Genomic DNA, 22,428 nt, shown 5'->3' with positions numbered 1-22,428 from the left:
GCGAGACGAAAAGCCTCAGCCGTCCTCGCCAATATCTTCCAGATTGTAGGGTGTCGTCTGGTAGATTTCGTTGATCCAGTTGCCGAAAAGCAGATGCGCGTGGCTGCGCCAGCGGTTCTGCGGCGGGATCGACGGGTCGTTGTGCGGGAAATAGTTGTGCGGCATCTTGATCGGAACGCCGGCATTCACGTCGCGGAAATACTCGTCGGCGAGCGACGTCGAATCATATTCGACGTGGTTGAAGATATAGAGCCGGTTGCCTTTCTTCTCGTGCACGAGGCAGACGCCCATCTCGCTCGATTCCATCAGGATTTCGAGCGTGTCGGATTTTTCGATGTCGGCGCGTCGCACTTCCGTCCAGCGCGAGACCGGGACCTCGAAATTGTCCGAGAAACCGTTCAGGTAGACCGACGACGGCTTGAGGTTCTTGTGGCGATAGACGCCGAATGCCTTTTCCGTCAGCGCGTGCTTCGGAATATCGTGGAAATGGTAGATCGCGGCCATCGCGCCCCAGCAGACATTCATCGCGGAGTGCACGCTGGTGCGCGTCCAGTCGAAAATCTGCTGCATTTCATGCCAATAAGTGACGTCTTCGTATGGAAGCGTTTCGATCGGCGCGCCGGTGATGATGAAGCCGTCGAACTTCCGATGTTGGATCTCCTCCCAGGTCTGGTAGAAGGAGAAGAGATGGTCTTCCGAGGTGTTCTTCGCCTTGTGGTTCCCGACGCGAACAAGCGACAGCTCGACCTGCAGCGGCGAGGCGCCGATGAGGCGCGCCATCTGGATCTCGGTCTTGATCTTGTTCGGCATGAGGTTCAGAAGCCCGATCTGCAGGGGGCGAATGTCCTGACGGATCGCGGCCGTCTCGGTCATGACGCGCACACCTTCCTGAACCAGGGTTTCAAAGGCGGGCAGGGTATCGGGGATCTTGATCGGCATAGCGGTCACTCGATGAAAAATACGAATATATCGCTATCGGTCCGCACGCGGCCCTTTAGCAACTTCTTTAACGTGGCTGCAAGCCGGCCGGCCAAATCACCACGGAGCGCTCTAAATAGCGCCAGTCGGGCCGCGAATCAATCGTCGAAAGAAGCCGCCTCGTCGGCGCCATGGTCACTCCCCCGTTACCTGATGCTAGAAACTGTTGCTGGACAGGCTGACTCACGGTGCTATTCAGGTGCTACAGACGCGTAAGGAAGCATGATGGCAGAGGACGTCAAAAGCAGACCGAGCATCCAGGGGCAGGACCGGGTCGGGTATGATCTCAGCCTGATCTTCCGCCTCAAGGTGATGTTTTCGGCATTCTGGCATTCCAAGGTGCGCGTGCCGGTGCTCATTCTCTCGACGGCATTGATCGGCATCATTCTGGCGACGGCATATGCCACGGTCATTCTCAACCAATGGAACGCGCCATTCTACGACGCCATCTCGCGTCGCGATCTGCCGGGGTTTTTCTACCAGTTGAAGATCTTCGCGTTGATCGCCGGCATGCTGCTCCTGCTCAACGTGATCCAGGCCTGGCTCAACCAGATGACGGCGCTCTATATGCGCGAGGGACTGACACGCGATCTCGTCGATCAGTGGCTGCAGCGCAAGCGGGCGCTCAGGCTCGCTTCCAGCGGGCTGATCGGGGTCAATCCGGACCAGCGCCTGCATGAGGATGCGCGCAATCTGGCGGAAAGCACCACGGGGCTCGTGATCGGCCTGGTGCAGTCGACGATCCTTCTGGTGAGTTTCATCGGTGTTCTCTGGGAATTGTCGAGCGGCTTCGTCTTCCGCTTCGGTGAGTACGCCTTTTCCATTCCAGGCTATATGGTCTGGGCGGCGATCTTTTACGCCGCGTCCGCCTCGGTGCTGAGCCAGCTCGTCGGCCGCAAGCTCGTCAAGCTCAACGCGGACCGCTTCTCCAGGGAGGCGGAGCTGCGTTTCGCGCTGATGCACGCCAACGAGAACATTCCGGCGATCACGGCTGCGCGCGGGGAAGAAAACGAGCGGGGGCGGATCAACACCGACATCAGCGCCGTTCTCGCCGTCATCAAGAAGCTGGCGATGGCCAACGTCAACCTGACCTGGGTGTCAGCCGGCTACGGCTGGCTCGTCGTCGTCATCCCGATCATCGTGGCGGCGCCCGCCTATTTCTCCGGCGGCCTCACCTTCGGTCAACTGATGATGTCGGTCGGCGCCTTCAACCAGGTGAACACGGCGCTGCGCTGGTACGTGTCCAACTTTGGGCCGATCGCCGAATGGCGCGCGACCTTGATGCGCGTCACCGACTTCCGCCAGGCTCTGACCACGATGGGCGACGATGTCGATCTCAAGGAGACGATCGCCTACGAACGCAGCGCGCCGGGCACGCTGACGCTCGAGGATGTGACCATCGCCACCAAGATGGACGAGGAGATCGACCAGTGCGGCGGCTTCCGGCTGCAGGAAGGCAGCGTCACCATCAAGGCCGGCGAGAAGGTGATGATCAACGGCGATCACAACGTCAATCGCAAGCTGCTGTTCCTGGCCATGTCGGAGCTGTGGCCCTGCGGCAGCGGCAAGATCGGCCTGCCGCCCACCGACGACATGCTGTTCGTGCCGCAATCGGCCTATATTCCGGGTGGCACGTTGCGCGAAGCGCTGGCGTTTCCCGCAGCCGCCGACACCTACAAGAACGACGATGTGATCGCGGCGCTCGAAAAGGCGGGGCTGCACAATCTCGTTGCCCGTCTGGATACGCGCGCGCGCTGGGACAAGCTGCTCGATGCCGATGAACAGCGCGCCATCGGCTTCGCGCGGCTCTTGCTGGTGCGTCCGCAGTGGATGGTCTTCGACGAAGTGCTCGAGGGCATGGAGCCCGAATGGCAGTCGACGATGATGAAGGTGCTCGAGGCGATGCCGGAGGCGGCGATGATCTATATCGGCCGCTCCGACGCCTATATCGAGGCCTTCCATCCGCGCGTGCTGCATCTCGAAGCGCTTGCCGCCAAGCCCGAGCAAGGCAAGGTCGCGGACAAAGCGTCGAACACGCCGGCGCCCGCGCTCTGATCGTCGTGATCGCGATCACATCGGCGGAACGATGCCGTTGGTGCCGACGGTGACCCGTGCCGCGGAGACCGTTCCGTCACTGGCCTTTTCGCCCATGACGATGATATGCGCGCCCGGTGTCAGGTCGGACTTCCGCGCGGCGGTGAAGGTCACGATCGGCGTATCGTCCGCGATCGAGATGGTCTTTTCCTTGCCCTGGTAGGTCAGCGTCACGGTGTGGCCGTCGACGGATTTGACGGCCTTGGCCACGGTTGCATTGGTCATGCTACTGTTGGGCTTCAGATCCCAGGGCCGGCTTCCCTCGCCGGTGCCTTTCATGGCCGCCGGAAAGATCAGCACTTCCAGCGCGCCGTCGCCGCCGTCCTGCCGGGGCAGCGAGGCGATGCCGACGAAATCGCCGGGCTTGATGTCGTCGACGGATGCCTTCCTGATTCCGCCGACCTTCCAGTCAGGCTTCAGCGTGACCGTCTGGTCGGCGCCCTCTCGGGTTTTGACGACGAGCGTGTCGCCGGTCAGGCTGGCGACATCGCCGCGCACGCGCACGTTCCGTGGGTCGGCGGCGGAAGTCACATGCGACGTGCCCAGAAGGATGCCGACGGCAAGCGCCGCGACATGGCTGGTATTCAGATAGCGAGACATGGTTTTCTCCTCATGGCCCCGGGGGCTGGAGCCTCCGGGAGCTTAGGCACGAGGTTTCAGTGCTGGCTAATCAATGAAATGTGAGGCAAACCGCGCTCGCGGCGAAGGCCCGCCCCTTAGCCTTCCAGCTCTTCCCGGAGCATTTCGAGCTCCAGCCATTCCTCTTCCATCTTCACCAGGCTGTCGCGGAGTTTTTCCATTTCGGCAGCCAGTCGGTTGAAGGTCGTGGGGTCCTTGGAGAAGAGGTTGGGGTCGGCCATCTTTTCCTCGCGCTTGGCGATCTCGGCTTCGGCCTTGGCCATCTCCTTGGGCAGGTTTTCGAGCGCGAACTTCTGCTTGAAGGAGAGCTTTCCTTTGCCCTTCGGCGCTTCGGCGGCGGGAGCCGCCTCCTGCGCTTTCGTCTTCTCGGCCTTTTCCGCCTTCTTGCGCTCGTCGGCAGCACCCTTGCGCTGCGCCAGCATGTCGGAATAGCCGCCGGCATATTCGATCCAGCGGCCATCGGGCGCGTCCGGCACGGCGGGTGCGATCGTCGAGGTCACGGTGCGGTCGAGGAAGTCACGGTCGTGGCTGACGAGGATGACGGTACCCGGGAAGCCGGCGACGACCTCCTGCAGCAGGTCCAGCGTCTCGATGTCGAGATCGTTGGTCGGTTCGTCGAGGATCAGCAAGTTGGATGGCCGCGCCAGCATGCGGGCAAGCATCAGGCGGGCGCGCTCGCCGCCGGAAAGGTTCTTGATCGGCGTGCGGGCCTGCTCCGGCTGGAACAGGAACTCCTTCATGTAGCCGGTGACGTGGCGCTGCTCGCCGTTGACGAGCAGGTTCTCGCCGCGTCCGTCGGTGAGATAGTGCGCCAGCGTGTCCTCTGGGTTCAGATCCTCGCGCTTCTGGTCGAGCGTGGCGATCTCCAGATTGGTGCCGAGCTTGATGATGCCGGTGTCGGGCGCGAGCTGGCCCGTCAGCATCTTCAGGATCGTCGTCTTGCCGGCGCCGTTCGGGCCGACGAGGCCGATGCAATCGCCGCGATGAACACGGATCGAAAACGGCGCGACGATCGGGCGCTCGCCATAGGTCTTGGTGATCTTGTCGGCTTCGATGACGAGCTTGCCGGATTCCTGCGCGTCGGAAACGGTCGCCTGCACGGTGCCCTGCGGTCCCTTGTGGCCGCGATAGCTGGCGCGCATCGTCTGCAACTCGCCGAGGCGGCGCATGTTGCGCTTGCGGCGCGCGGTGACGCCGTAGCGCAGCCAATGCTCCTCGCGCTCGATCGCCTTGCCGAGCTTGTGCTGCTCCATCTCCTCGGCCTCAAGCACCTGGTCGCGCCAGGCCTCGAAATGGGCGAAGCCACGGTCGAGGCGGCGCGAGGTGCCGCGGTCGAGCCAGACGGTGGCGGTCGAGACTTTTTCGAGGAAGCGCCTGTCGTGCGAGATCAGAACCAGCGCGCTGCGGGTCTTCTGCAGCTCGCCTTCCAGCCACTCGATGGTGGGCAGGTCGAGATGGTTGGTCGGCTCGTCCAGGAGCAGGATATCGGGTTCGGGCGCCAGAACGCGGGCAAGGGCCGCGCGGCGCGCTTCGCCGCCCGAGAGGTTCTTCGGGTCTTCCTCGCCGGTGAGGCCGAGATGCGAGAGAAGGTATGTGACGCGGTAGGGGTCGTCTCCCGGTCCAAGGCCCGCTTCCGCATAGGCCTGCACGGTGTTGTAGCCGGCGAAATCGGGCGCCTGTTCGAGATAGCGCACGGTCGATGACGGATGGCGGAACACCTCGCCGGATTGTGCCTCGACCATGCCGGCGGCAATCTTCAGCAGCGTCGACTTGCCGGAACCGTTGCGGCCGACAAGGCAGATCTTGTCGCCGGGCTCCACCTGCAGGGCGGCGCCCGCCAGAAGCGGCGCGCCGCCGAAGCTCAGGAAGATATCGTCGAGTTTAAGGATAGGGGGCGCCAAAAATCAGACTCCGGAAAGATCGTAAGGGCGGGCGAGCACGATGGCGCGGCCGCTTTCAAGCGAGAAGCGTACGGGGCCTTCCGCGACATTGGAAATGGTGCGCGACGAGCCGAAGGGCAAATGGAAATCGCTGAGCGGATAGCGGGCGTTCTCGATGAAGAGACCGTTGAGCTCGCTGAAGGCGGGCACGGAAAACAGGCCGTTCTTCGGCAGGTCGAGCGTGATGCTTCCCGCGATCAGCGGCACGGCTTCTTCCGTTCCTGAGGTCAAAAGTACATCGAGGCCGGCCTCGGCGAGGCTGACGGCGTAGATGAGGTGCTGCAGCGCGTGGTCGGAGCGGTCGCCTGCAAGGGCGCCCGCGAGGATCAGTCGTGTCGCGCCGCGCGCGATCGCTTCCGACACGGCGATTTCGCCGTCGGTCGCGGCCTTGGCGGCGGGGTAGGGTTTTCGCGGGATATCCGAGAATGCGGCCGTCAGATCATCCGGCGTGGAATCGAAATCGCCGACCCAGAGCTCCGGCCGGACATCGAGCGCCAGCGCGTGCCGCATGCCGCCATCGGCCGCGATGAAACGGCTGCCGGATACGGCGGCGCGAAGGCGCTCCGTCATGTGCAGCTCGCCGCCGAGCAGGATGGTGAAGGTGGATTGGCTCATGGGCATTGCCCATAGCGCAAAGCGGCGGAAAAGGGAAAGGGCGCCAGCATGTCTTTATCGGCGAGCCCGGGTAACCTTTGGCTTTATTTTGACAGGCTGGGCGCCGGCGGCAGGTTCTTGTCCTTGACGGCGAAGACGCGCTCGAAGCCACCCATGAACTTGTCGAACAGGCCGGCGAAGGCCTCCGCCTCCTCAGCCGACCAGTCGGCGATCACATCCTTGATGATGGCGAGCTTCTGGGCCTTCAGCTCTTCCAGCAGGCGCTGGCCGAAGGGGGTGACCTCCACGAGGATGCGCCGCGCGTCCTGCTGCGAGGCGGCGCGCCGCAGGACGTCCCGGCCCACCATGTCGGCGACGATCCGGCTGGCGCGCGAGGGATCGATGCGCATGGCTTCGGCTATGGTGCCGACGGTGACCTCCCCCTGCTCGGAGGCGCGCATGACGGCATCGAGCACGTCGAGATGCGAGAGTTCGATATCGGGCGCCACCTTGGCGATGGCGAGGCGGGCGATCAGGCGCCGCCCCGTTATCACCCGCATACGGGTCATGCTCTGCCCGATATGGACGATGTCCTCGATCGCGGCGTCCGGCTCGCGGGTTTTTTCTGCGGTCTCATTCATGTGTCGGACGATAGCAGGAAGTGCGGCGCAAGAAAACATGCAGATGTCATTTATGTGACATTGACATTTATGTGCTGATGTCACATAAATTCGCCATAACCTGAAAGATCGCCCTCATGAATGTACAGATCGCCGCGCAGCCGCTGGTGACCGATCCGCGTCGCCGGCTCATCCTGTTTCTTTTCCTGATGACCGCCATGTTCATGGCCATGCTCGACAACCAGATCGTCGCCACGGCGCTTCCGACGATCGTCGGCGAGTTCGGGCAACTCGATCGGTTCAGCTGGGTCGGCTCTGCCTATCTGCTGGCTGTCAGCGCCGTGATGCCGCTTTACGGCAAGCTGGGCGATCTCTTTGGCCGCAAATATGTGATGATGGCCGCGATCCTGATCTTCACCGTCGGTTCGGCGGTTTGCGGGATGGCGGTGTCGATGAACACGCTGATCGCCGCGCGCCTGCTGCAGGGCCTCGGCGGCGGCGGCGTGATGGTGTCGATCTTCGCGGTGACGGCCGATCTTTTCGAGCCGCGCGAGCGCGCCAAGTACCAGAGCTATGTCAGCCTCGTGCTGATGGCGTCGGGCGCCATCGGGCCGGTGCTCGGCGGCACGATGAGCGATCTCTTCGGCTGGCGTTCGATCTTCCTCGTCAATATCCCGATCGGCGTCGTCGTGCTCGGCGGCCTGGCGGTCATGCTTCCCTATCGCAAGCCGAACCGCCGTCCGACGATCGATTATGCCGGCGCCATTCTCCTGGCGCTGACGACGACAAGCATCGTGCTCGCCGCCGATGGCGCGCAGGTGTTCGGCTCGCTGATCGCACCGCTCAATCTCGCGATCATCGCCGCCGGCGTGGTCTTCCTGGTGTCGTGGGTATTCGTCGAGCGCCGCGCCGCCGAACCGATCATTCCGCTGTCGCTGTTTCGCAATTCGACCTTCAGCCTGCTGCTGATCATGTCGATCATGAGCGGTGGCATCGCCATCGGCATGCTGAACTATTTCGCGCTCTTCCTGCAGACCACGACGGGTCTTTCTCCGTCCGCGGCCGGGCTGTTCTTCATCCTGCTCACGGGCGGCCTGATGTGCGGGTCGATCTCGGCGGGGCGGATCATTTCGGTGACGGGGCGCTACAAGCCGTTCGCCGTCGCCAGCCTCAGCTGCAATGCGCTGGCTTTCGCGCTGCTGTCGCAGTTTCAAGCCGGCACGCCGATCGTCTTCATCGGCGCGGTGATGACGCTGCAGGGCGTCGGCATTGGCCTGGCGCAGCAGGTTCCGATCATCGGCGTGCAGAACGCCGCGCCGGTGCGCGATATCGGCGCGGCGACCGGCTCGGTGACCCTGTCGCGCATGGGCGGCGCGTCGATCGCGATCTCGATCTACGGCGCGATCATCGGCTCGCAGCTCGCGCGCGTCGGCTCCTCCATTCCCGGCGTGACCGATATCGAGCAGCTGACGCCGAAGATGCTGGCCGCCCTGCCGGAGGCCGCGCGCCAGGCGGTGGCGGAAGCCTATGCCAATGCCTTCGTGCCGCTGTTCATGACCTCCTGCGGCATCGCGCTGATCGGGCTGGTCGCGGCACTGATGCTGAAGCCGGTGCAATTGCCGCGCGCCGGCGCCGCACCCGCGAAAGCGACCGCCGAGGCCGCCGAATAGCCGGCGGACCTGACTGACAACCCGGGCCGACGTCCGCTCTTGCCAGACGCCGGCTACGGATATACACCTTGCGACGCTCTAACGGGGTGCCTCGTATCCTTGCGATATTTGGCTGAGAGGCTTGCGAAAGCCAACCCGCGGAACCTGATCCGGCTAACACCGGCGGAGGGATTAGACGCGTGACACCAGGCACCGCCCTTTTCCCCTTCATTGAACCTAGAGGAGAGGTGTCATGACCCATTTCAAAACCTATGCGCTCGGCGCCGCCATGCTGTTGGCGGGCTTTTCGGCAACGGCGGCCCAGGCCGCCGACAAGACGCTCACCATCTACACCTATGAGAGCTTCACCTCCGAATGGGGTCCCGGCCCCAAGGTGAAGGCGGCGTTCGAGAAGACCTGCGGCTGCAGCGTCAATTTCGTCAGCGTCGCCGATGGCGTGGCGCTGCTGTCGCGCCTGAAGCTCGAGGGATCTGGCACCAAGGCCGATCTCGTGCTCGGCCTCGACACGAACCTCATCACCGAAGCCAAGGCCACCGGCCTGTTTGATGCCAGCGGCGTCGATACCGGCGCGCTGACGGTGCCTGGCGGGTTCAAGGATGACGTCTTCGTGCCGTATGACTACGGCCACTTCGCCGTGATCTACGACACGCAGACGATCAAGACGCCGCCGACGAGCCTGAAGGAGCTGGTCGATGGCGATCCCGCGCAGAAGATCGTCATCGAGGACCCCCGTACCTCGACGCCTGGTCTCGGCCTGCTCTTGTGGGTCAAGTCGGTCTATGGCGACCAGGCGCCGGAAGCCTGGGCCAAGCTCAAGAAGCGCGTGCTGACGGTGACGCCCGGCTGGTCGGAGGCCTATGGCCTGTTCACCAAGGGCGAGGCGCCGATGGTGCTCTCCTACACGACATCGCCGGCCTACCACATGGTTTCGGAAAACACGGATCGCTACCAGGCAGCCTCATTCTCCGAAGGGCACTACATCCAGATCGAGGTCGCCGGTCTCCTGAAGAACGCGCCGGACAAGGCGCTGGCGCGGGACTTCCTGAAGTTCATGATCACGCCCGGCTTTCAGGACACGATCCCGACCAACAACTGGATGATGCCGGTGTCCAAGACCTCGGAGCCGCTGCCGGATGCCTTCGGCAAGCTCGTCAACCCGTCGAAGACCTTCCTTATGAGTTCGGATGAGGTTGCCAGGAACCGCAAGGCCTGGATCGACGAGTGGCTCGCAGCCATGAGCATGAATTGATGAGCATGAATTGATGCTTCTTGCGCCGTCCGAAAGACGATATGCGCTGGCCGGCGGGGCGCTCAGCCTCGCCGGCATCCTCGTCTTCGTGACGGTCGCGACGCTGTCGCTGCTGACCGCCACCGACGGCATGCCTCTGGGGTCGATCCTTTCCGATCCATACATTCTGCGTGTCCTGCGCTTCACGCTTTTGCAGGCGGCGCTCTCGACGCTGCTGTCGGTGGCGCTCGCCATTCCGGTTGCGCGGGCGCTGGCGCGGCAACCGCGATTTATCGGCCGCATCTGGATCATCCGGCTGATGGCGGTGCCGATGGGACTGCCGGTGCTGATCGGCGCGCTCGGCCTGATCGGCATCTGGGGTCGGCAGGGCGTCGTCAACACGATGCTCTCATGGGCGGGTGTCGATCGGCCCGTCAGCATTTATGGCCTGTCGGGCATTCTGCTTGCGCATGTCTTCTTCAACCTGCCGCTTGCCTGCCGGCTGATGCTGGCGGCGCTGGAGCGGGTGCCCGGCGAATACTGGCTGGTGGCGAGCGGGCTCGGCATGCGGCCGGTGTCCGTCTTCCGTTTCATCGAATGGCCGGTGCTGCGCTCGGTCGTCCCTGGTGTGGCCGGACTGATCTTCATGCTCTGCGCCACCAGTTTCACCCTGGTGCTGATGCTCGGCGGCGGCCCGGCGGCGACCACGATCGAGGTGGCGATCTACCAGTCGCTGCGCTTCGATTTCGACCCCGGTCGCGCGGTGGCCCTGTCGCTGCTGCAGATCGCGCTGACGGCGGTGGTGCTCGGCATCCTGTCGCTTTTGCCGGCATCAGGAGATGCGGGGCTGACCGCGGGTCTCACGATCCGGCGGCCCGATGGCGCCCTGTTCGGCGCGCGGATCGCCGATCGCGCGCTTCTCACGCTGGCGGTGCTGTTTCTCGGGCTGCCGCTGCTCTTCATCGTCGTCGCCGGCCTGCGCGCCGATCTGGCGAAGCTCGTCGGCGAAGCGATCTTCTGGCGGGCGCTTGCCACCAGTGGCGTGATGGCGCTCTCGTCCGCGCTGCTGTCGCTCACGCTGTCGATGCCGCTCGTGCGCGCGCGCCATACGCTCTCGCTTGAACGTCGTGCGCGTCGCGGCGCGCGATCCTTCTTCGCCGCCATGGGGGCCGCTTCGTCGCTCGTGTTGCTTTTTCCGCCCATCGTTCTCGCCACGGGATGGTTCCTGGCGGCGCGCGATGTCGGCGATGTCAATGTCGTGGCGCCGGTGCTCGTCGTCGCCATCAATGCGCTGATGGCGATGCCCTTCGTCGTCAGGGTGCTGGAGCCGGCCTATGCGATCCACCAGCGCCGCACGCAGCGGCTGAGCGCCAGCCTCGGCGTCTCCGGCCTCGCCAAGCTGCGGCTGATCTCATGGCCCGACCTGCGCAAGCCGGTGCTGACGGCGCTGTCGTTTGCCATGGCGCTGTCGCTGGGCGATCTTGGCGCCGTGGCGCTGTTCGGTTCGGATAGTTTCGTGACGCTGCCGTGGCTGGTCTATTCCAGCCTCGGCAGCTATCGCACCAACGACGCGGACGGGCTGGCGCTGATCCTCGGAGTGATCTGCCTGTTGCTGACGATTTCGGGCACGATGGGCTCGGGGGTGGCGGATGAACCGAAGCGGGAGGCGCTATCGCATGACTGATGCCATCGAGATGCGCGGCGTGACGCTGCGGCTTGGCCAGAATGGTTTCCTGTTCGATTGCGCGCTGCCCGAGGGCGCCGTTATCGGCGTCACGGGCGCATCGGGTGCCGGAAAGTCGACCTTCCTCAATCTGCTGGCCGGTTTCGACATGGCGGATGGAGGGCGAATTCTGTTCCGCGGGAAGGATATCGGTCGCCAGCATCCGGCCGAGCGTCCCGTGTCACTGGTGTTTCAGGACAGCAACCTCTTCGCGCATCTCGACGTCTTCACCAATATCGGGCTCGGCATCCATCCAGCTTTGAAACTTGGCAATGCCGATCGGCACGCCATTGCGTCGGCGCTGGCGAAGGTCGGTCTGGCAGGCTTCGAAAAGCGGATGCCGGCGACGCTGTCGGGCGGCGAGCGGCAGAGGGTGGCGTTCGCGCGGGCGCTGGTGCGCGAGCGGCCCATCCTGTTGCTCGACGAGCCCTTCGCCGCGCTCGATCCGAGCCTGCGCCGCGACATGGCGGGGCTGCTTCTGGCCATGCACCGCGACAGCGGCAATACGGTCGTGATCGTATCGCACGACGCCGACGAGATCAGGCGGATCGCCGACTATGCGATTTTCATCGATCATGGGAGCGTCGCCGTGGCCGCGCCGATCGATCGTTTTTCGACCGGCGAGGACAATGCGGCGCTGCGGCAATTTTTACGGATCGACGAATCTTAACAACACAACGGCACTTTCGCCATAATTTGCGGCGACCCAGAGAACTCCTTAACCACGTTAGGCTTGCTAAAGTATAAAGCCGCCATAATTAGGCAGAGTCTCGCTATGCAACCGATGCGGAAATCAGCTAAAGCAAAGGCTTGGGTCCTCGATTGTGCATTGCGGAAACGGGGGCGTACGCCTGTTGAACCTTGATGAAGACGACCGGGGCGCGATGACGGCGAGCCGGCCGAGAAGCACGATGACTCGGAGAGCCAGACTGGACCGCATGACGACGTGGAAACTGCCCGCGCCTTCCAGTGATGTGTTCTTCGCAGCGTGCCGCTGGGCGCGGCTGGCGTCGATCCTGTCCGTCTCCACCGTGGCGCTCTACGGCTGCCAGTCGGCGCTCGAACAATCCTATCAACCCAGTGTCGGCCCTTCGTCCAATCCGCAGATCGTCGACGAGGTGCAGAAGAACGATCCGCGCGCGGCGATGGGCGCGCGCGAACATCCGCGTATCGTCGCGAGCTATGGCGGCGAATACAAGGATGCGAAGACCGAGCGGCTGGTGGCGCGCATTGCCGGCGCGCTGACGGCGGTGTCGGAAAATCCGAGCCAGTCCTACCGCATCACCATCCTGAATTCGCCGGCGATCAACGCATTCGCGCTCCCGGGCGGCTATCTCTACGTCACCCGCGGGCTTCTGGCGCTTGCCAACGACGCCTCGGAAGTGGCGGCGGTGCTTTCGCACGAAATGGGCCATGTCACCGCCAATCACGGCATCGAACGCCAGAAGCGCGAAGAGGCGGAAGTCATCGCCAGCCGCGTCGTCGCCGAAGTGCTGTCGAGCGATATCGCCGGCAAGCAGGCGCTGGCGCGCGGCAAGCTGCGTCTTGCCGCCTTCTCGCGACAGCAGGAATTGCAGGCGGACGTCATCGGTGTGCGCATGCTCGGCGAAGCGGGCTACGATCCCTATGCGGCCAGCCGCTTCCTCGATTCCATGGCCGGTTACAGCCGTTTCATGTCCGTCGATCCCGATGCCGACCAGAGCCTGGACTTCCTGTCGAGCCATCCGAACTCGGCGCAGCGCATCGAGCTCGCGCGCGGCCACGCCCGCGCCTTCGGCCAGGAGGGCAAGGTCGGCGATACCGGGCGCGGATACTATCTCGACGGCATCGATGGCCTGCTCTACGGCGACAGCCCGGAGGAGGGCTATGTTCGCGGCCAGACCTTCCTGCATGGCGGTCTCGGCATCCGCTTCGACGTGCCGCCCGACTTCAAGATCGACAACAAGGTCGAGGCCGTGATGGCGACCGGTCCCGGCGACATCGCCATCCGTTTCGACGGGGTGGCCGACAACCAGAACCAGTCGCTGACCAACTATATCTCGAGCGGCTGGGTCACCGGGCTCGATCCGTCGACCATCCGGCAGATCACCGTCAACGGGATGGAGGCCGCCACCGCGCGGGCAAGCGCCGACCGCTGGGATTTCGACGTCACGGTCGTGCGCAACAATGCGCAGATCTTCCGCTTCCTCACGGCCGTGCCGAAGGGGAGCGCCGCGCTGCAACCGACCGCCGACGTGCTGCGCTCCAGCTTCCGCCGCATGACGCCGGCCGAGGCCGCGTCGCTGAAGCCGCTCAGGGTCCGGGTGCTGACGGTGCAGCCGGGCGACAACATCACCACGCTGGCGGCGCGGATGATGGGAACCGACCGCAAGCTCGATCTGTTCAAGCTGATCAACGCCCTGCCAACCGGCGCCTCCGTCGCACCCGGCGACCGCGTCAAAATCATCTCGGAATAAAAAGAGCCCGGCTTGCGCCGGGCTAGTTACATCACTGGGGGAGTAATCTCGGAGTAATCGGGGGTTAGTTCGCGGCCATGTACGGATCGGCGCTGACGAGCGCCGTCCTGAGTTTTTCCATGGCGCGACTTTCGATCTGGCGGACGCGCTCCTTGGAGATGCCAAGGTCGGCGCCGAGTTCTTCCAGCGTCGCGCCATCCTCGGCAAGCCGGCGGGCGCTGATGATCTTCATCTCGCGTTCGTTGAGATGGGTAAGCGCGGAGGCAAGCCACACCCGGCGGCGTTCACCGTCGATCATGTTGGTGACCTGTTCGTCGGGCAACGGCTCGTTGCTGACGAGGAAATCCATCTTCTCGGCGCTATCGGCATCACCCGAAACGGACGGCGCCTGCAGCGAGGCGTCGTTGCCGGAAAGGCGGGCATCCATGGTCTGCACGTCGGAGAGGCTGACGCCGAGCGCGGCGGCGATCTCCTGGTGGATGGACTGCAGCGTCAGCTGCGTATCGCCCTTGGCCAGCTTGGCGCGCAGGCGGCGCAGATTGAAGAACAGCGCCTTCTGGGCAGAACTGGTGCCGCCACGCACGATCGACCAGTTGCGCAGGATGTAATCCTGGATGGAGGCGCGGATCCACCAGCTTGCATAGGTGGAGAAGCGCACGTCGCGCTCCGGCTCGAAACGGGCGGCGGCCTCCAGGAGGCCGACATAGCCTTCCTGGACGAGGTCGCTCATTGGAAGTCCGAAGTTGCGGAATTTCGCGGCCATCGAAATGACGAGGCGCATATGGGCCATTGCGATCTGGTTGCGCGCCCCGCGGTCGTCATTGTGCTTCCAGCGCACGGCGAGGTCGTGTTCTTCCTCGCGGGCAAGATAGGGAGCCGCCATGGCGATCTTGATCATGCGCCGGTCTGCAGACATGTTCTTCATATCGGTCTCCTGAGCTCAGGCTTTTAGCCCCGAAAAAGGGCAAACAAGGCTTGCTTCCGGACATTGCTGACCGGATCAAATTCATGGCTTGAAGATATGAAAGCCTCGAACTCTGGACGTCTCAGAGAGAGGCCCTAGTTACTGCTATGTGCTGGTTATGCCTCGGGGCCAGATCGTTTTCTTCACGTTGCCAAATCGGCAATTTGTGGAAGGCATGATCCGCTCCTCGTCGCATCCTGACATGAAAACCGGACCTCCAGCGAAATTGCTTTCTCCCGGAAGTCCGTGGTGACAGTGTGTAAACGCGCGACCTTGGAAAAGGTTCCAATAAAAAACCCGGCACGATGGCCGGGTTTTTTGGTGGGAAGAAAGCCCGAGATCAGGCTGCTTCTTCCTCTTCTGCTTCATCTTCCTCGACAGCCTTGCCGCGCTTCGGACCCTTGTTCAGGTTCGTTTCGACGAGACGGACGGCTTCGGTTTCCGAGAGCTTGTTGACGGCGGCGATTTCGCGCGCCATGCGGTCAAGCGCCGCTTCGTAAAGCTGGCGTTCGGAATAGGACTGTTCCGGCTGGTTTTCGGCACGATAGAGATCGCGAACGACTTCAGCGATCGAGATCAGGTCGCCGGAGTTGATCTTGGCATCGTATTCCTGCGCGCGACGGGACCACATGGTGCGCTTGACGCGCGCCTTGCCCTGCACGACCTTCAAAGCACGCTCGACGAAATCCGTCTCGGAAAGCTTGCGCATGCCAATGCTCATGGCCTTCGCGACCGGCACTTTCAGGCGCATCTTGTCCTTCTCGAAATCGATAACGAAAAGTTCGAGCTTCATCCCGGCAACTTCTTGCTCTTCGATGGCGCTGATGGTACCGACGCCATGAGCGGGGTACACGATCGATTCACCGGTCTTGAAACCATGGCGGGCTGCTGAAGGCTTTTTCTGCTGGATCGTCATTCTTGTCAAAAACTCCCTGTTACGCTTCCGGCCAAGGCCGGAGCCGGGTCAGTCAGGCCCGGATGAGACGGTCGGATCCGTCGGGTGACTTTACTTCTGGTCCCACCGGGGAGAAGCAAGCATATTCAGACACGCAATCTTGGGGCGTGACAGCTCAAGATCATGATATGTCACGGAAATCGCGCTTGGATTTGTTTGCTTTCGTGGTGGTTTGGGGCATCCTTGATGCCGCAAAAGGAACAGTGTGTGAAAGTTACCACAAAAATATGAGGAAATCAATAATTTACTGCGCGTGAGTCATGCGGGCAACACATGTCGCCCCCATAAGTCATGCATATCCGCCATGAGATCGGCCAAATTCCGGCGTCGTCTCAGACTATAGTATCATCGGTCGATCAGTCGCCGGCGCCAGGCTTTTCGGAGAAGTATTTCTCGAACTTTCCGGTCTCGCCGTCCACTTCCTTGGCACCTTCCATCGCGTCCTTCTTGACGGTGATGTTGGGCCAGATGCTGGCGAACTCGGCATTGATCTTCAGCCACTTGTCGAGGCCCGGTTCGGTGTCCGGCTTGATCGCCTCGGCGGGACATTCCGGCTCGCAGACGCCGCAATCGATGCACTCGTCGGGATTGATCGCGAGGAAATTCTCGCCTTCATAGAAGCAATCAACAGGGCATACTTCGACGCAATCGGTGTATTTGCAGCGAATGCAGTTGTCGGTCACGACATAGGTCATGAGGAACTCCAGGATTTTCACGCAGACGGGGCCGGGCAACCTGGAACGTCGCGCCTTTCCCCTGGCCGGAGAAGGACGTGAGCAGTCTCGGGAACCGCCATGCCATCCGGCAAGTTGCTTGTGAAGTATCGGCTTTACCACCGGATTTCAAGGATAAAGAGAGCGCCAAAGCGCCGAGTTTGGAGACGGATTTTCTAATCGTCGTCGGACATCAGGCGGTCGATTGCGCGGCGCTCTTTCTTGGTCGGTCGTCCCGAGCCGGTGTCGCGGGTCGCCTGCTCGTAGGGCGTCAGACGCTTGCGGTCTTCCGGCGAGGGTGAGATGTCGTCGTAGAGGAGGCGCGCCTCCTCGAAAGGGCCGCGCCGCGCGCCACCCGATTTGACGATGAGAACGAGCTCGCGTCGGTCGAGCGAGAGCTCGATCCTGTCGCCGATCTTGATCTGGTGGCTTGGCTGGGAAACGCGCTCGCCGTTGATGCGCACATGCCCTGATTGGACATGGGCCTGCGCCAGCGAGCGCGACTTGATCATGCGCGCGAAGAACAGCCACTTGTCGATGCGCTGGCGCGAACCGCTCGATGGCTGTGTCTTCTCGCTCATGGATTACTTCTTCATCTGCTCCTTCAAGGCAGCGAGCTTGGCGAAGGGCGAATCCGGATCGACCGGCTTTTCCTTGCGCGGGGGCTTCGCCTCGAAGCGCAGCGGCTGGGAGCCGCCACGGTTGTTGTTGCGGTCGTCACGACCCTTGCGATCTCCGCCACGGTCCTGACGGTCGCCACGCTGGTCGTTGCGGCCCTGGTGCGGCTTGCCGCCGTCCTTGCCACGGTTCTGGCGGTTGCCGTCGCGGTTCTCGCCTTCGCCGCCCTGGCGACGATTGCCGTGGCCGCGATCCTGACGGTCGCCCTGGCGTTCGCCGCGCTCCTGACGGTCACCCTGGCGTTCGCCGCCACGGCGCTCGCCATGGCCGCGTGCCTGGCGCTGGTTGTTGTCGGTGCGGCCGCCAAGGCGCCACAGCAGGACCGGCTTCGGCTCTTCGGCTTCTGCGGCCGGTGCTTCAGCTGCAGGCGCAGCCTCGGCGGAGGCTTCCGTCGCGGTCGCTTCAGCAACTGGTGCTTCAGCGGCTGGCGCTTCGGCGGCTTCAGCAGCAGGTGCTTCGGCAGCCGTCTCGTCAGCGGAGGCGCTGTCGGCGTCGTCGTGCTCGGCCGTTTCAGCGGAGGCGTCAGCGGTTGCTTCCGGCGTAGCTGCCGCGGCAGGCGTCGCGGCGGCGTCCTGCGTCGCCAGATAGGTCGCGGCTTCCTCGGCCTTCACGGCGTCGGCGCGGTAGCCGAGGCCCTTCAGGATCTCTTCCATGTCCTCCAGCGTGGCGCCGAGAATGGAGAGCATCGCGGTCGTCGTGGTGAAGCGGCGGCCGTCATAGGCGCCCTCGGGACGGTTCGGCTGACCCGGCTTCCACTGCAGCAGCGGACGGATGATGTCGGCCAGGCGCTCGAGGATATCGACGCGAACGGCGCGCTTTCCAAGGAAGCGGAAGCCCGCCAGCTTGTAGAAATTGCGCTCGTAGCTCGGATCGGTGACGACGGAGGTACGGCCGGCGGCCAGAACCGGAATGAGGTCGCCGTAGCCCGGCTTGTCGAGACCGTCGTTCTTCAACCCCCAGAGCAGCGTGATGAGCTCGGCCGGAGCCGGCTTCAGCAGTGCCGGAACGAAGATATGATAGGCGCCGAAGCGAACGCCGTAGCGGCGCATCGAGGCGCGGGCGTCCTGATCGAGCGACTTGACCTCTTCGGTCACGTCGCGACGGAAAAGCACGCCGAGATTTTCCACCAGCTGGAAGGCGAGGCCCTTGGCGAGGCCCTGCAGATCTTCGGCGCGCGACAGATCGTCGAGCGGCTTCAGCACGGTCGAGATGTGGTGATTGACGAAGCGCTCCAGGCGGGCGGCGACGTGGTCGCGCGCATTGCCGGTCAGCTGCTCGTCGGCAAGCAGGATCACGCGCGGACGCATGATATGCTCGGTGCCAGACAGGCGCGCCACGGGATCGCCGAGCCAACGGATCGAACCGTCGGAGCCGATCGCCAGATCGCCGTTGCCGGACGCGTGAATACGCGCCGCGCGGGCTTCGAATTCCAAAGCAAGCGCCTTTTGCGAAGCAGCCTGGACAGCCTTCGCGTCCGGACCATCCGCTCCCGATACAGGCGTGAACCGGAAACCGGACAACTGCCCCACATGATGTCCTTCTACGAAGACATCGCCATTTACACTGATTTCAGCTTCCAGCATCGCATTCTCTCTCAGGCGCTTCATGAGCACAGATGTCCTGCGATCAACAAAGCGTTTCGTCAACCTTTCATGTAACGCATCGGACAATCGATCTTCGATTTCCCGCGTCTTTTCCTGCCAGTGTGTCGGATCGGCAAGCCAGCTGGGCCGATTCGATACATAGGTCCACGTCCTTATCTGCGCGATTCGCGCCGAAAGCGTGTCAATTTCACCGTCAGTTCGATCCGCGCGGTGCACTTGCTCGGCAAGGAAATTCTCATTTACCGTGCCATAGCGCACGAGATCGGAAAAGAGGGTGGCGATCAGATCGGCGTGCTGGGCCGGCGTAATGCGCCGATAGTCCGGCAGCGCGCAGGCCTCCCACAGCTTTTCGACCCTTGCCGGGGTATCGGCCAGATCGCGGATCTCGGGATAGCGCGACAGCTGCTCGAGCGCCTGCTGGTCCACCGCCGGCAGCGCGCGCGTCAGGCCGGGCACGCGCGGCCCGGTTTCAAGGCTGGCGCGCAGCGTCTGGATCGACTTGAAATCGAGGTCGGTGGTGCGCCACTGCAGCACCTTGACGTTGTCGAAGTGGTGGCCCTCGATGCGGCCGACCAGCTCCTCGTCGAACGGATCGACATGGCCCGTCACGCCAAAGGTGCCGTCGCGCAGATGGCGTCCGGCGCGTCCGGCGATCTGGGCGAGCTCGGCGGGATTGAGGTTGCGGAACTGGTAGCCGTCGAACTTGCGGTCCTGGGCGAAGGCGACATGGTCGACATCGAGATTGAGCCCCATGCCGATCGCGTCCGTCGCCACCAGATATTCGACGTCGCCGGCTTGGTAGAGCGCCACCTGGGCATTGCGAGTACGCGGGCTCAGCGCGCCGAGAACGACGGCGGCGCCGCCGCGCTGGCGGCGGATAAGCTCGGCGATCGCATAGACCTCGTCGGCCGAGAAGGCGACGATGGCGGAGCGCTGCGGCAGGCGGGTGATCTTCTTCTGGCCGGCATAGAGCAGGTGCGACAGGCGCGGGCGCTCGACGACGGTAATACCGGGAAGCAGATGCTGGAGGATCGGCCGCATGGTGCCTGCGCCGAGCAGCAGCGTCTCGTCGCGGCCGCGCAGATGCAGGATACGGTCGGTGAAGATGTGCCCGCGTTCGAGATCGCCGGCCAGCTGCACTTCGTCGATGGCAACGAAGGCGGCCTTGGTCTCGCGCGGCATGGCTTCGACGGTGCAGACGGAGTAGCGCGCATTCGGCGGAGAAATCTTCTCCTCGCCGGTCACCAGCGCCACGTTGTGGACGCCGACCTTCTCGACGACACGCGTATAGACCTCGCGCGCGAGCAGGCGCAGCGGCAGGCCGATAATGCCGGCGCCGTGGGCGACCATCCGCTCGATGGCATAATGGGTCTTGCCTGTATTGGTCGGACCGAGCACCGCGGTCACGCCGCGCCCGCTCAGTATCATCGGCTGCGATGTCAGTGTCTTTGTCCTGCAGACGGGGCGGGGGTGCCCCGGGGGTAAAACCAAGCTCCTGATCCGAAGCAGACAAACAAATGGACAGCCGATCGTGCAAACGCAAGGGCTGATTTGAATTTCACCGGCGGATTTTAGGCTTCGCGAATAGCTTGTGGAATGCTCGCATAGCGATTCGGAACAGCAGTAGAACGAATCGGAGACGAATCGCTGACTCCCGATGATTCAGTGTTTGTTCACGGCTAAGTATTGATTTTGAATCACTTTTTCCCACCAGATGCTGAATCTCATGATTCCCGCATGGCGTGTGTCCACGTTTTGGTCCGGTTGGATGAGAGCGATGACACTCGCGGGCTCGTCGTGCGACATCGGTTCCGTCCGAAACGTAAAAAATCCGTTTCGAAGCCGGCTCGACCAAATCCGGAACAAACGGCAGACGAATCAGCGACGTCATTGACTTCCCGGTTTGTTCACGACAACCTGTTGTATTTTATGGAAATGTTAACCATAGGCGAAAATGTGCCGCCGGCCCGGCGTCCGGGCCGGGATGCCAGGCGGCTTCGGGTTGCCGACGAAAAAAATATTGTCCTGCCGGACCATATGGGCGGAACCAAAAGCCGGCTTAGGTGTTTCTGGCTCATTCAAACCTAAAGTGCGTTGAGGTCACGGGACATGCTTGGAACAATACTACTCATTATCCTCATTCTGCTTTTGCTCGGAGCCCTACCAAATTGGGGTTATAGTCGTAGCTGGGGCTATGGACCTTCCGGTGGATTGGGGCTAGTTCTCGTCATTATTATCATTCTTGTACTCATGGGCCGTATCTAAGCGCCCGAAAAACCTGGGAGAAATGTCATGATGAAGAAGATTGTACTCATCGCTGCCATGGTTGGCGCGCTGGCATCCTGCACGGCCACGGAACAGGGCACGGCAATCGGCGCCGGCACCGGCGCGGTCATCGGCGGCGCGGTCAGCCACAGCTGGGGCGGCGCGGCCGTCGGCGCTGTTGCCGGTGGCCTTGCCGGCGCGCTCATCGGCCAGTCGGTCGAACGCCGCGGCTACTGCGTCTACCGCGACCGCTACGGCCGCCGCTACGAAGCGCGTTGCCCGCGCTAACGGCTTCGGCCTGAGCGATCAGGTCCACGGATCGAGAAAGGCGTCGGGTTTCCGGCGCCTTTTTTGTTGTCACTATGAAGCCCACCGGGGGCGACCTATCTGGTCTTAGTCGCCTTTGCTGGCACGGCGGGATAGTGCTCTGCTTCGTAATTTTCGATCAGTATGAATAGCATGCGAAAACGCGCTGCTTCGTCGGACCCTTCGTCAGGTTCGCCTTCGAAGTACGGCCTGATCTCGGCCAATGCGGCCCTGTATTCATTTTCGTTTTGAAGTTCTTGAGAAGTATCCGAGGCGAACATACAGATCTCCTTTCGACGTGGCGGAAGCCTACACGGCTCGACGCCCCACGCCAAAGAAAAAGGCCGCATCGCGGAGCGATACGGCCTTTGAAGCTTGGGTCGGCGCCGGATCAGTTCTTGGCGCGCTCGACGTAGGAGTTGTCTTCGGTCGCGATGACGACGCGGGTGCCGGCGTCGATGTGCGGGGGAACCGAGGTGCGGACGCCGTTGGAGAGCATGGCCGGCTTGTAGGAGGACGATGCCGTCTGGCCCTTGACGACCGGCTCGGTCTCGGTGATTTCGAGCGTCACGTGGCGCGGCAGCTGCAGGGCAAGCGCCACACCTTCGTGCATCGACAGGATGCAGACCATGCCTTCCTGCAGGTAGGCCTTCTGGTCGCCCATGGTCTCATTGTCGACGACGACCTGGTCATAGGATTCCGGGTTCATGAAGTGGAAGCCTTCGCCGTCCTCGTAGAGGAACTGGTGGTTGACGTCTTCCACGAAGGCGCGCTCGACCTGCTCGGTCGTGCGCCAGCGCTCGGACACCTTCACGCCGTCGACGATGCGACGCATGTCAACCTGGGTGACCGGCGTGCCCTTGCCCGGGTGGAAGTTGTTGGCCGTCAGAACGACGTAGAGCTTGCCGTCCACATCGAGGACGTTGCCCTTGCGGACGGAAGAGGCGATGACCTTGACCATAAGAGTTCCTTGTAACTCGGCTTTTGGCGTCGTAGAGGAC

At 62.9% G+C, this 22,428-nt stretch carries 20 protein-coding genes and 2 riboswitches; of the genes, 8 read left to right on the top strand and 12 right to left on the bottom strand.

Going from position 1 to position 22,428, the window contains the following annotated elements:
* Nucleotides 1-15 precede the first annotated feature (15 nt).
* On the bottom strand, nucleotides 16-939 hold the full coding sequence (metA, locus tag GGQ67_RS09760; protein WP_183899963.1) for a homoserine O-acetyltransferase MetA: 924 nt from the start codon (nucleotides 937-939) through the stop codon (nucleotides 16-18).
* Between the two features lie 35 nt (nucleotides 940-974).
* A riboswitch (SAM riboswitch) is annotated at nucleotides 975-1,052 on the bottom strand.
* 151 nt (nucleotides 1,053-1,203) lie between these two features.
* Between metA and GGQ67_RS09755 the strand changes: the two genes are divergently transcribed.
* Nucleotides 1,204-3,033, top strand: a complete 1,830-nt coding sequence (locus GGQ67_RS09755; protein ID WP_183899962.1) for an ABC transporter ATP-binding protein/permease — start codon at nucleotides 1,204-1,206, stop codon at nucleotides 3,031-3,033.
* Nucleotides 3,034-3,048: 15 nt separating this feature from the next.
* Here the strand turns inward: GGQ67_RS09755 and GGQ67_RS09750 are convergent, their stop codons facing one another.
* From GGQ67_RS09750 to GGQ67_RS09735, 4 genes are all read right to left on the bottom strand, one after another.
* Nucleotides 3,049-3,672 (bottom strand): DUF5666 domain-containing protein, encoded by a 624-nt coding sequence (locus tag GGQ67_RS09750; protein WP_183899961.1) that lies wholly within the window; start codon nucleotides 3,670-3,672, stop codon nucleotides 3,049-3,051.
* Nucleotides 3,673-3,788: 116 nt separating this feature from the next.
* Nucleotides 3,789-5,612 carry an ABC-F family ATP-binding cassette domain-containing protein gene (locus tag GGQ67_RS09745; protein ID WP_183899960.1) on the bottom strand — a complete coding sequence of 608 codons (1,824 nt, stop codon included), beginning with the start codon at nucleotides 5,610-5,612 and terminating at the stop codon, nucleotides 3,789-3,791.
* Between the two features lie 3 nt (nucleotides 5,613-5,615).
* Entirely contained in the window at nucleotides 5,616-6,272 is a 657-nt protein-coding gene (locus tag GGQ67_RS09740; RefSeq protein WP_183899959.1) for a thiamine diphosphokinase, read from the bottom strand.
* A gap of 77 nt (nucleotides 6,273-6,349) precedes the next feature.
* A complete protein-coding gene (locus GGQ67_RS09735; RefSeq protein ID WP_183899958.1) occupies nucleotides 6,350-6,886 on the bottom strand; it encodes a MarR family winged helix-turn-helix transcriptional regulator in 537 nt (178 codons plus the stop codon).
* Between the two features lie 116 nt (nucleotides 6,887-7,002).
* Between GGQ67_RS09735 and GGQ67_RS09730 the strand changes: the two genes are divergently transcribed.
* The 5 genes from GGQ67_RS09730 (at nucleotide 7,003) to GGQ67_RS09710 (ending at nucleotide 13,942) form a co-directional block, all read left to right on the top strand.
* Nucleotides 7,003-8,535 (top strand): MDR family MFS transporter, encoded by a 1,533-nt coding sequence (locus GGQ67_RS09730; protein ID WP_183899957.1) that lies wholly within the window; start codon nucleotides 7,003-7,005, stop codon nucleotides 8,533-8,535.
* A 72-nt stretch (nucleotides 8,536-8,607) separates the two neighbouring features.
* Nucleotides 8,608-8,723, top strand: a riboswitch (TPP riboswitch).
* 80 nt (nucleotides 8,724-8,803) lie between these two features.
* Entirely contained in the window at nucleotides 8,804-9,784 is a 981-nt protein-coding gene (thiB, locus tag GGQ67_RS09725; RefSeq protein ID WP_246400156.1) for a thiamine ABC transporter substrate binding subunit, read from the top strand.
* 13 nt (nucleotides 9,785-9,797) lie between these two features.
* Nucleotides 9,798-11,447: a thiamine/thiamine pyrophosphate ABC transporter permease ThiP gene (gene thiP, locus GGQ67_RS09720; protein WP_183899955.1), complete on the top strand. Its 1,650-nt coding sequence runs from the start codon at nucleotides 9,798-9,800 to the stop codon at nucleotides 11,445-11,447.
* Nucleotides 11,440-12,156, top strand: a complete 717-nt coding sequence (locus GGQ67_RS09715) for a thiamine ABC transporter ATP-binding protein (RefSeq protein ID WP_183899954.1) — start codon at nucleotides 11,440-11,442, stop codon at nucleotides 12,154-12,156. The genes thiP and GGQ67_RS09715 overlap by 8 nt, the downstream gene beginning before the upstream one ends.
* Before the next feature lie 241 nt (nucleotides 12,157-12,397).
* Nucleotides 12,398-13,942, top strand: a complete 1,545-nt coding sequence (locus tag GGQ67_RS09710; RefSeq protein ID WP_183899953.1) for a M48 family metalloprotease — start codon at nucleotides 12,398-12,400, stop codon at nucleotides 13,940-13,942.
* A gap of 64 nt (nucleotides 13,943-14,006) precedes the next feature.
* Here GGQ67_RS09710 and GGQ67_RS09705 read toward each other — a convergent pair whose 3' ends face one another.
* The 5 genes from GGQ67_RS09705 to GGQ67_RS09685 form a co-directional block, all read right to left on the bottom strand.
* Complete coding sequence (locus GGQ67_RS09705; RefSeq protein ID WP_183899952.1) at nucleotides 14,007-14,867, bottom strand: RNA polymerase factor sigma-32; 861 nt, start codon at nucleotides 14,865-14,867, stop codon at nucleotides 14,007-14,009.
* A 379-nt stretch (nucleotides 14,868-15,246) separates the two neighbouring features.
* The gene (locus GGQ67_RS09700) at nucleotides 15,247-15,822 is read right to left on the bottom strand and encodes a CarD family transcriptional regulator (RefSeq protein WP_018901867.1); all 576 of its coding nucleotides are present in this window, start codon (nucleotides 15,820-15,822) and stop codon (nucleotides 15,247-15,249) included.
* 395 nt (nucleotides 15,823-16,217) lie between these two features.
* Nucleotides 16,218-16,556, bottom strand: coding sequence for a ferredoxin FdxA (fdxA, locus tag GGQ67_RS09695; RefSeq protein WP_183899951.1), 339 nt, complete (start codon nucleotides 16,554-16,556; stop codon nucleotides 16,218-16,220).
* 194 nt (nucleotides 16,557-16,750) lie between these two features.
* The gene (locus tag GGQ67_RS09690; protein ID WP_183899950.1) at nucleotides 16,751-17,155 is read right to left on the bottom strand and encodes an RNA-binding S4 domain-containing protein; all 405 of its coding nucleotides are present in this window, start codon (nucleotides 17,153-17,155) and stop codon (nucleotides 16,751-16,753) included.
* A gap of 3 nt (nucleotides 17,156-17,158) precedes the next feature.
* Nucleotides 17,159-20,284, bottom strand: a complete 3,126-nt coding sequence (locus tag GGQ67_RS09685; protein WP_183899949.1) for a helicase-related protein — start codon at nucleotides 20,282-20,284, stop codon at nucleotides 17,159-17,161.
* A gap of 681 nt (nucleotides 20,285-20,965) precedes the next feature.
* Here GGQ67_RS09685 and GGQ67_RS09680 point away from each other — a divergent pair.
* Together GGQ67_RS09680 and GGQ67_RS09675 are read left to right on the top strand one after the other, a co-directional pair.
* Complete coding sequence (locus tag GGQ67_RS09680; RefSeq protein WP_081619995.1) at nucleotides 20,966-21,121, top strand: DUF3309 family protein; 156 nt, start codon at nucleotides 20,966-20,968, stop codon at nucleotides 21,119-21,121.
* Nucleotides 21,122-21,148: 27 nt separating this feature from the next.
* Nucleotides 21,149-21,409, top strand: coding sequence for a YMGG-like glycine zipper-containing protein (locus GGQ67_RS09675; RefSeq protein WP_183899948.1), 261 nt, complete (start codon nucleotides 21,149-21,151; stop codon nucleotides 21,407-21,409).
* 95 nt (nucleotides 21,410-21,504) lie between these two features.
* Here GGQ67_RS09675 and GGQ67_RS09670 read toward each other — a convergent pair whose 3' ends face one another.
* Together GGQ67_RS09670 and efp are read right to left on the bottom strand one after the other, a co-directional pair.
* The gene (locus tag GGQ67_RS09670; protein ID WP_183899947.1) at nucleotides 21,505-21,708 is read right to left on the bottom strand and encodes a hypothetical protein; all 204 of its coding nucleotides are present in this window, start codon (nucleotides 21,706-21,708) and stop codon (nucleotides 21,505-21,507) included.
* 110 nt (nucleotides 21,709-21,818) lie between these two features.
* Nucleotides 21,819-22,388: an elongation factor P gene (gene efp / locus GGQ67_RS09665; RefSeq protein ID WP_112982824.1), complete on the bottom strand. Its 570-nt coding sequence runs from the start codon at nucleotides 22,386-22,388 to the stop codon at nucleotides 21,819-21,821.
* Nucleotides 22,389-22,428 lie beyond the last annotated feature (40 nt).

It is taken from the genome of Rhizobium metallidurans (assembly GCF_014196505.1).
Taxonomy (GTDB): domain Bacteria; phylum Pseudomonadota; class Alphaproteobacteria; order Rhizobiales; family Rhizobiaceae; genus Rhizobium; species Rhizobium metallidurans.
This window is presented reverse-complemented; position numbering and strand designations above follow the sequence as displayed.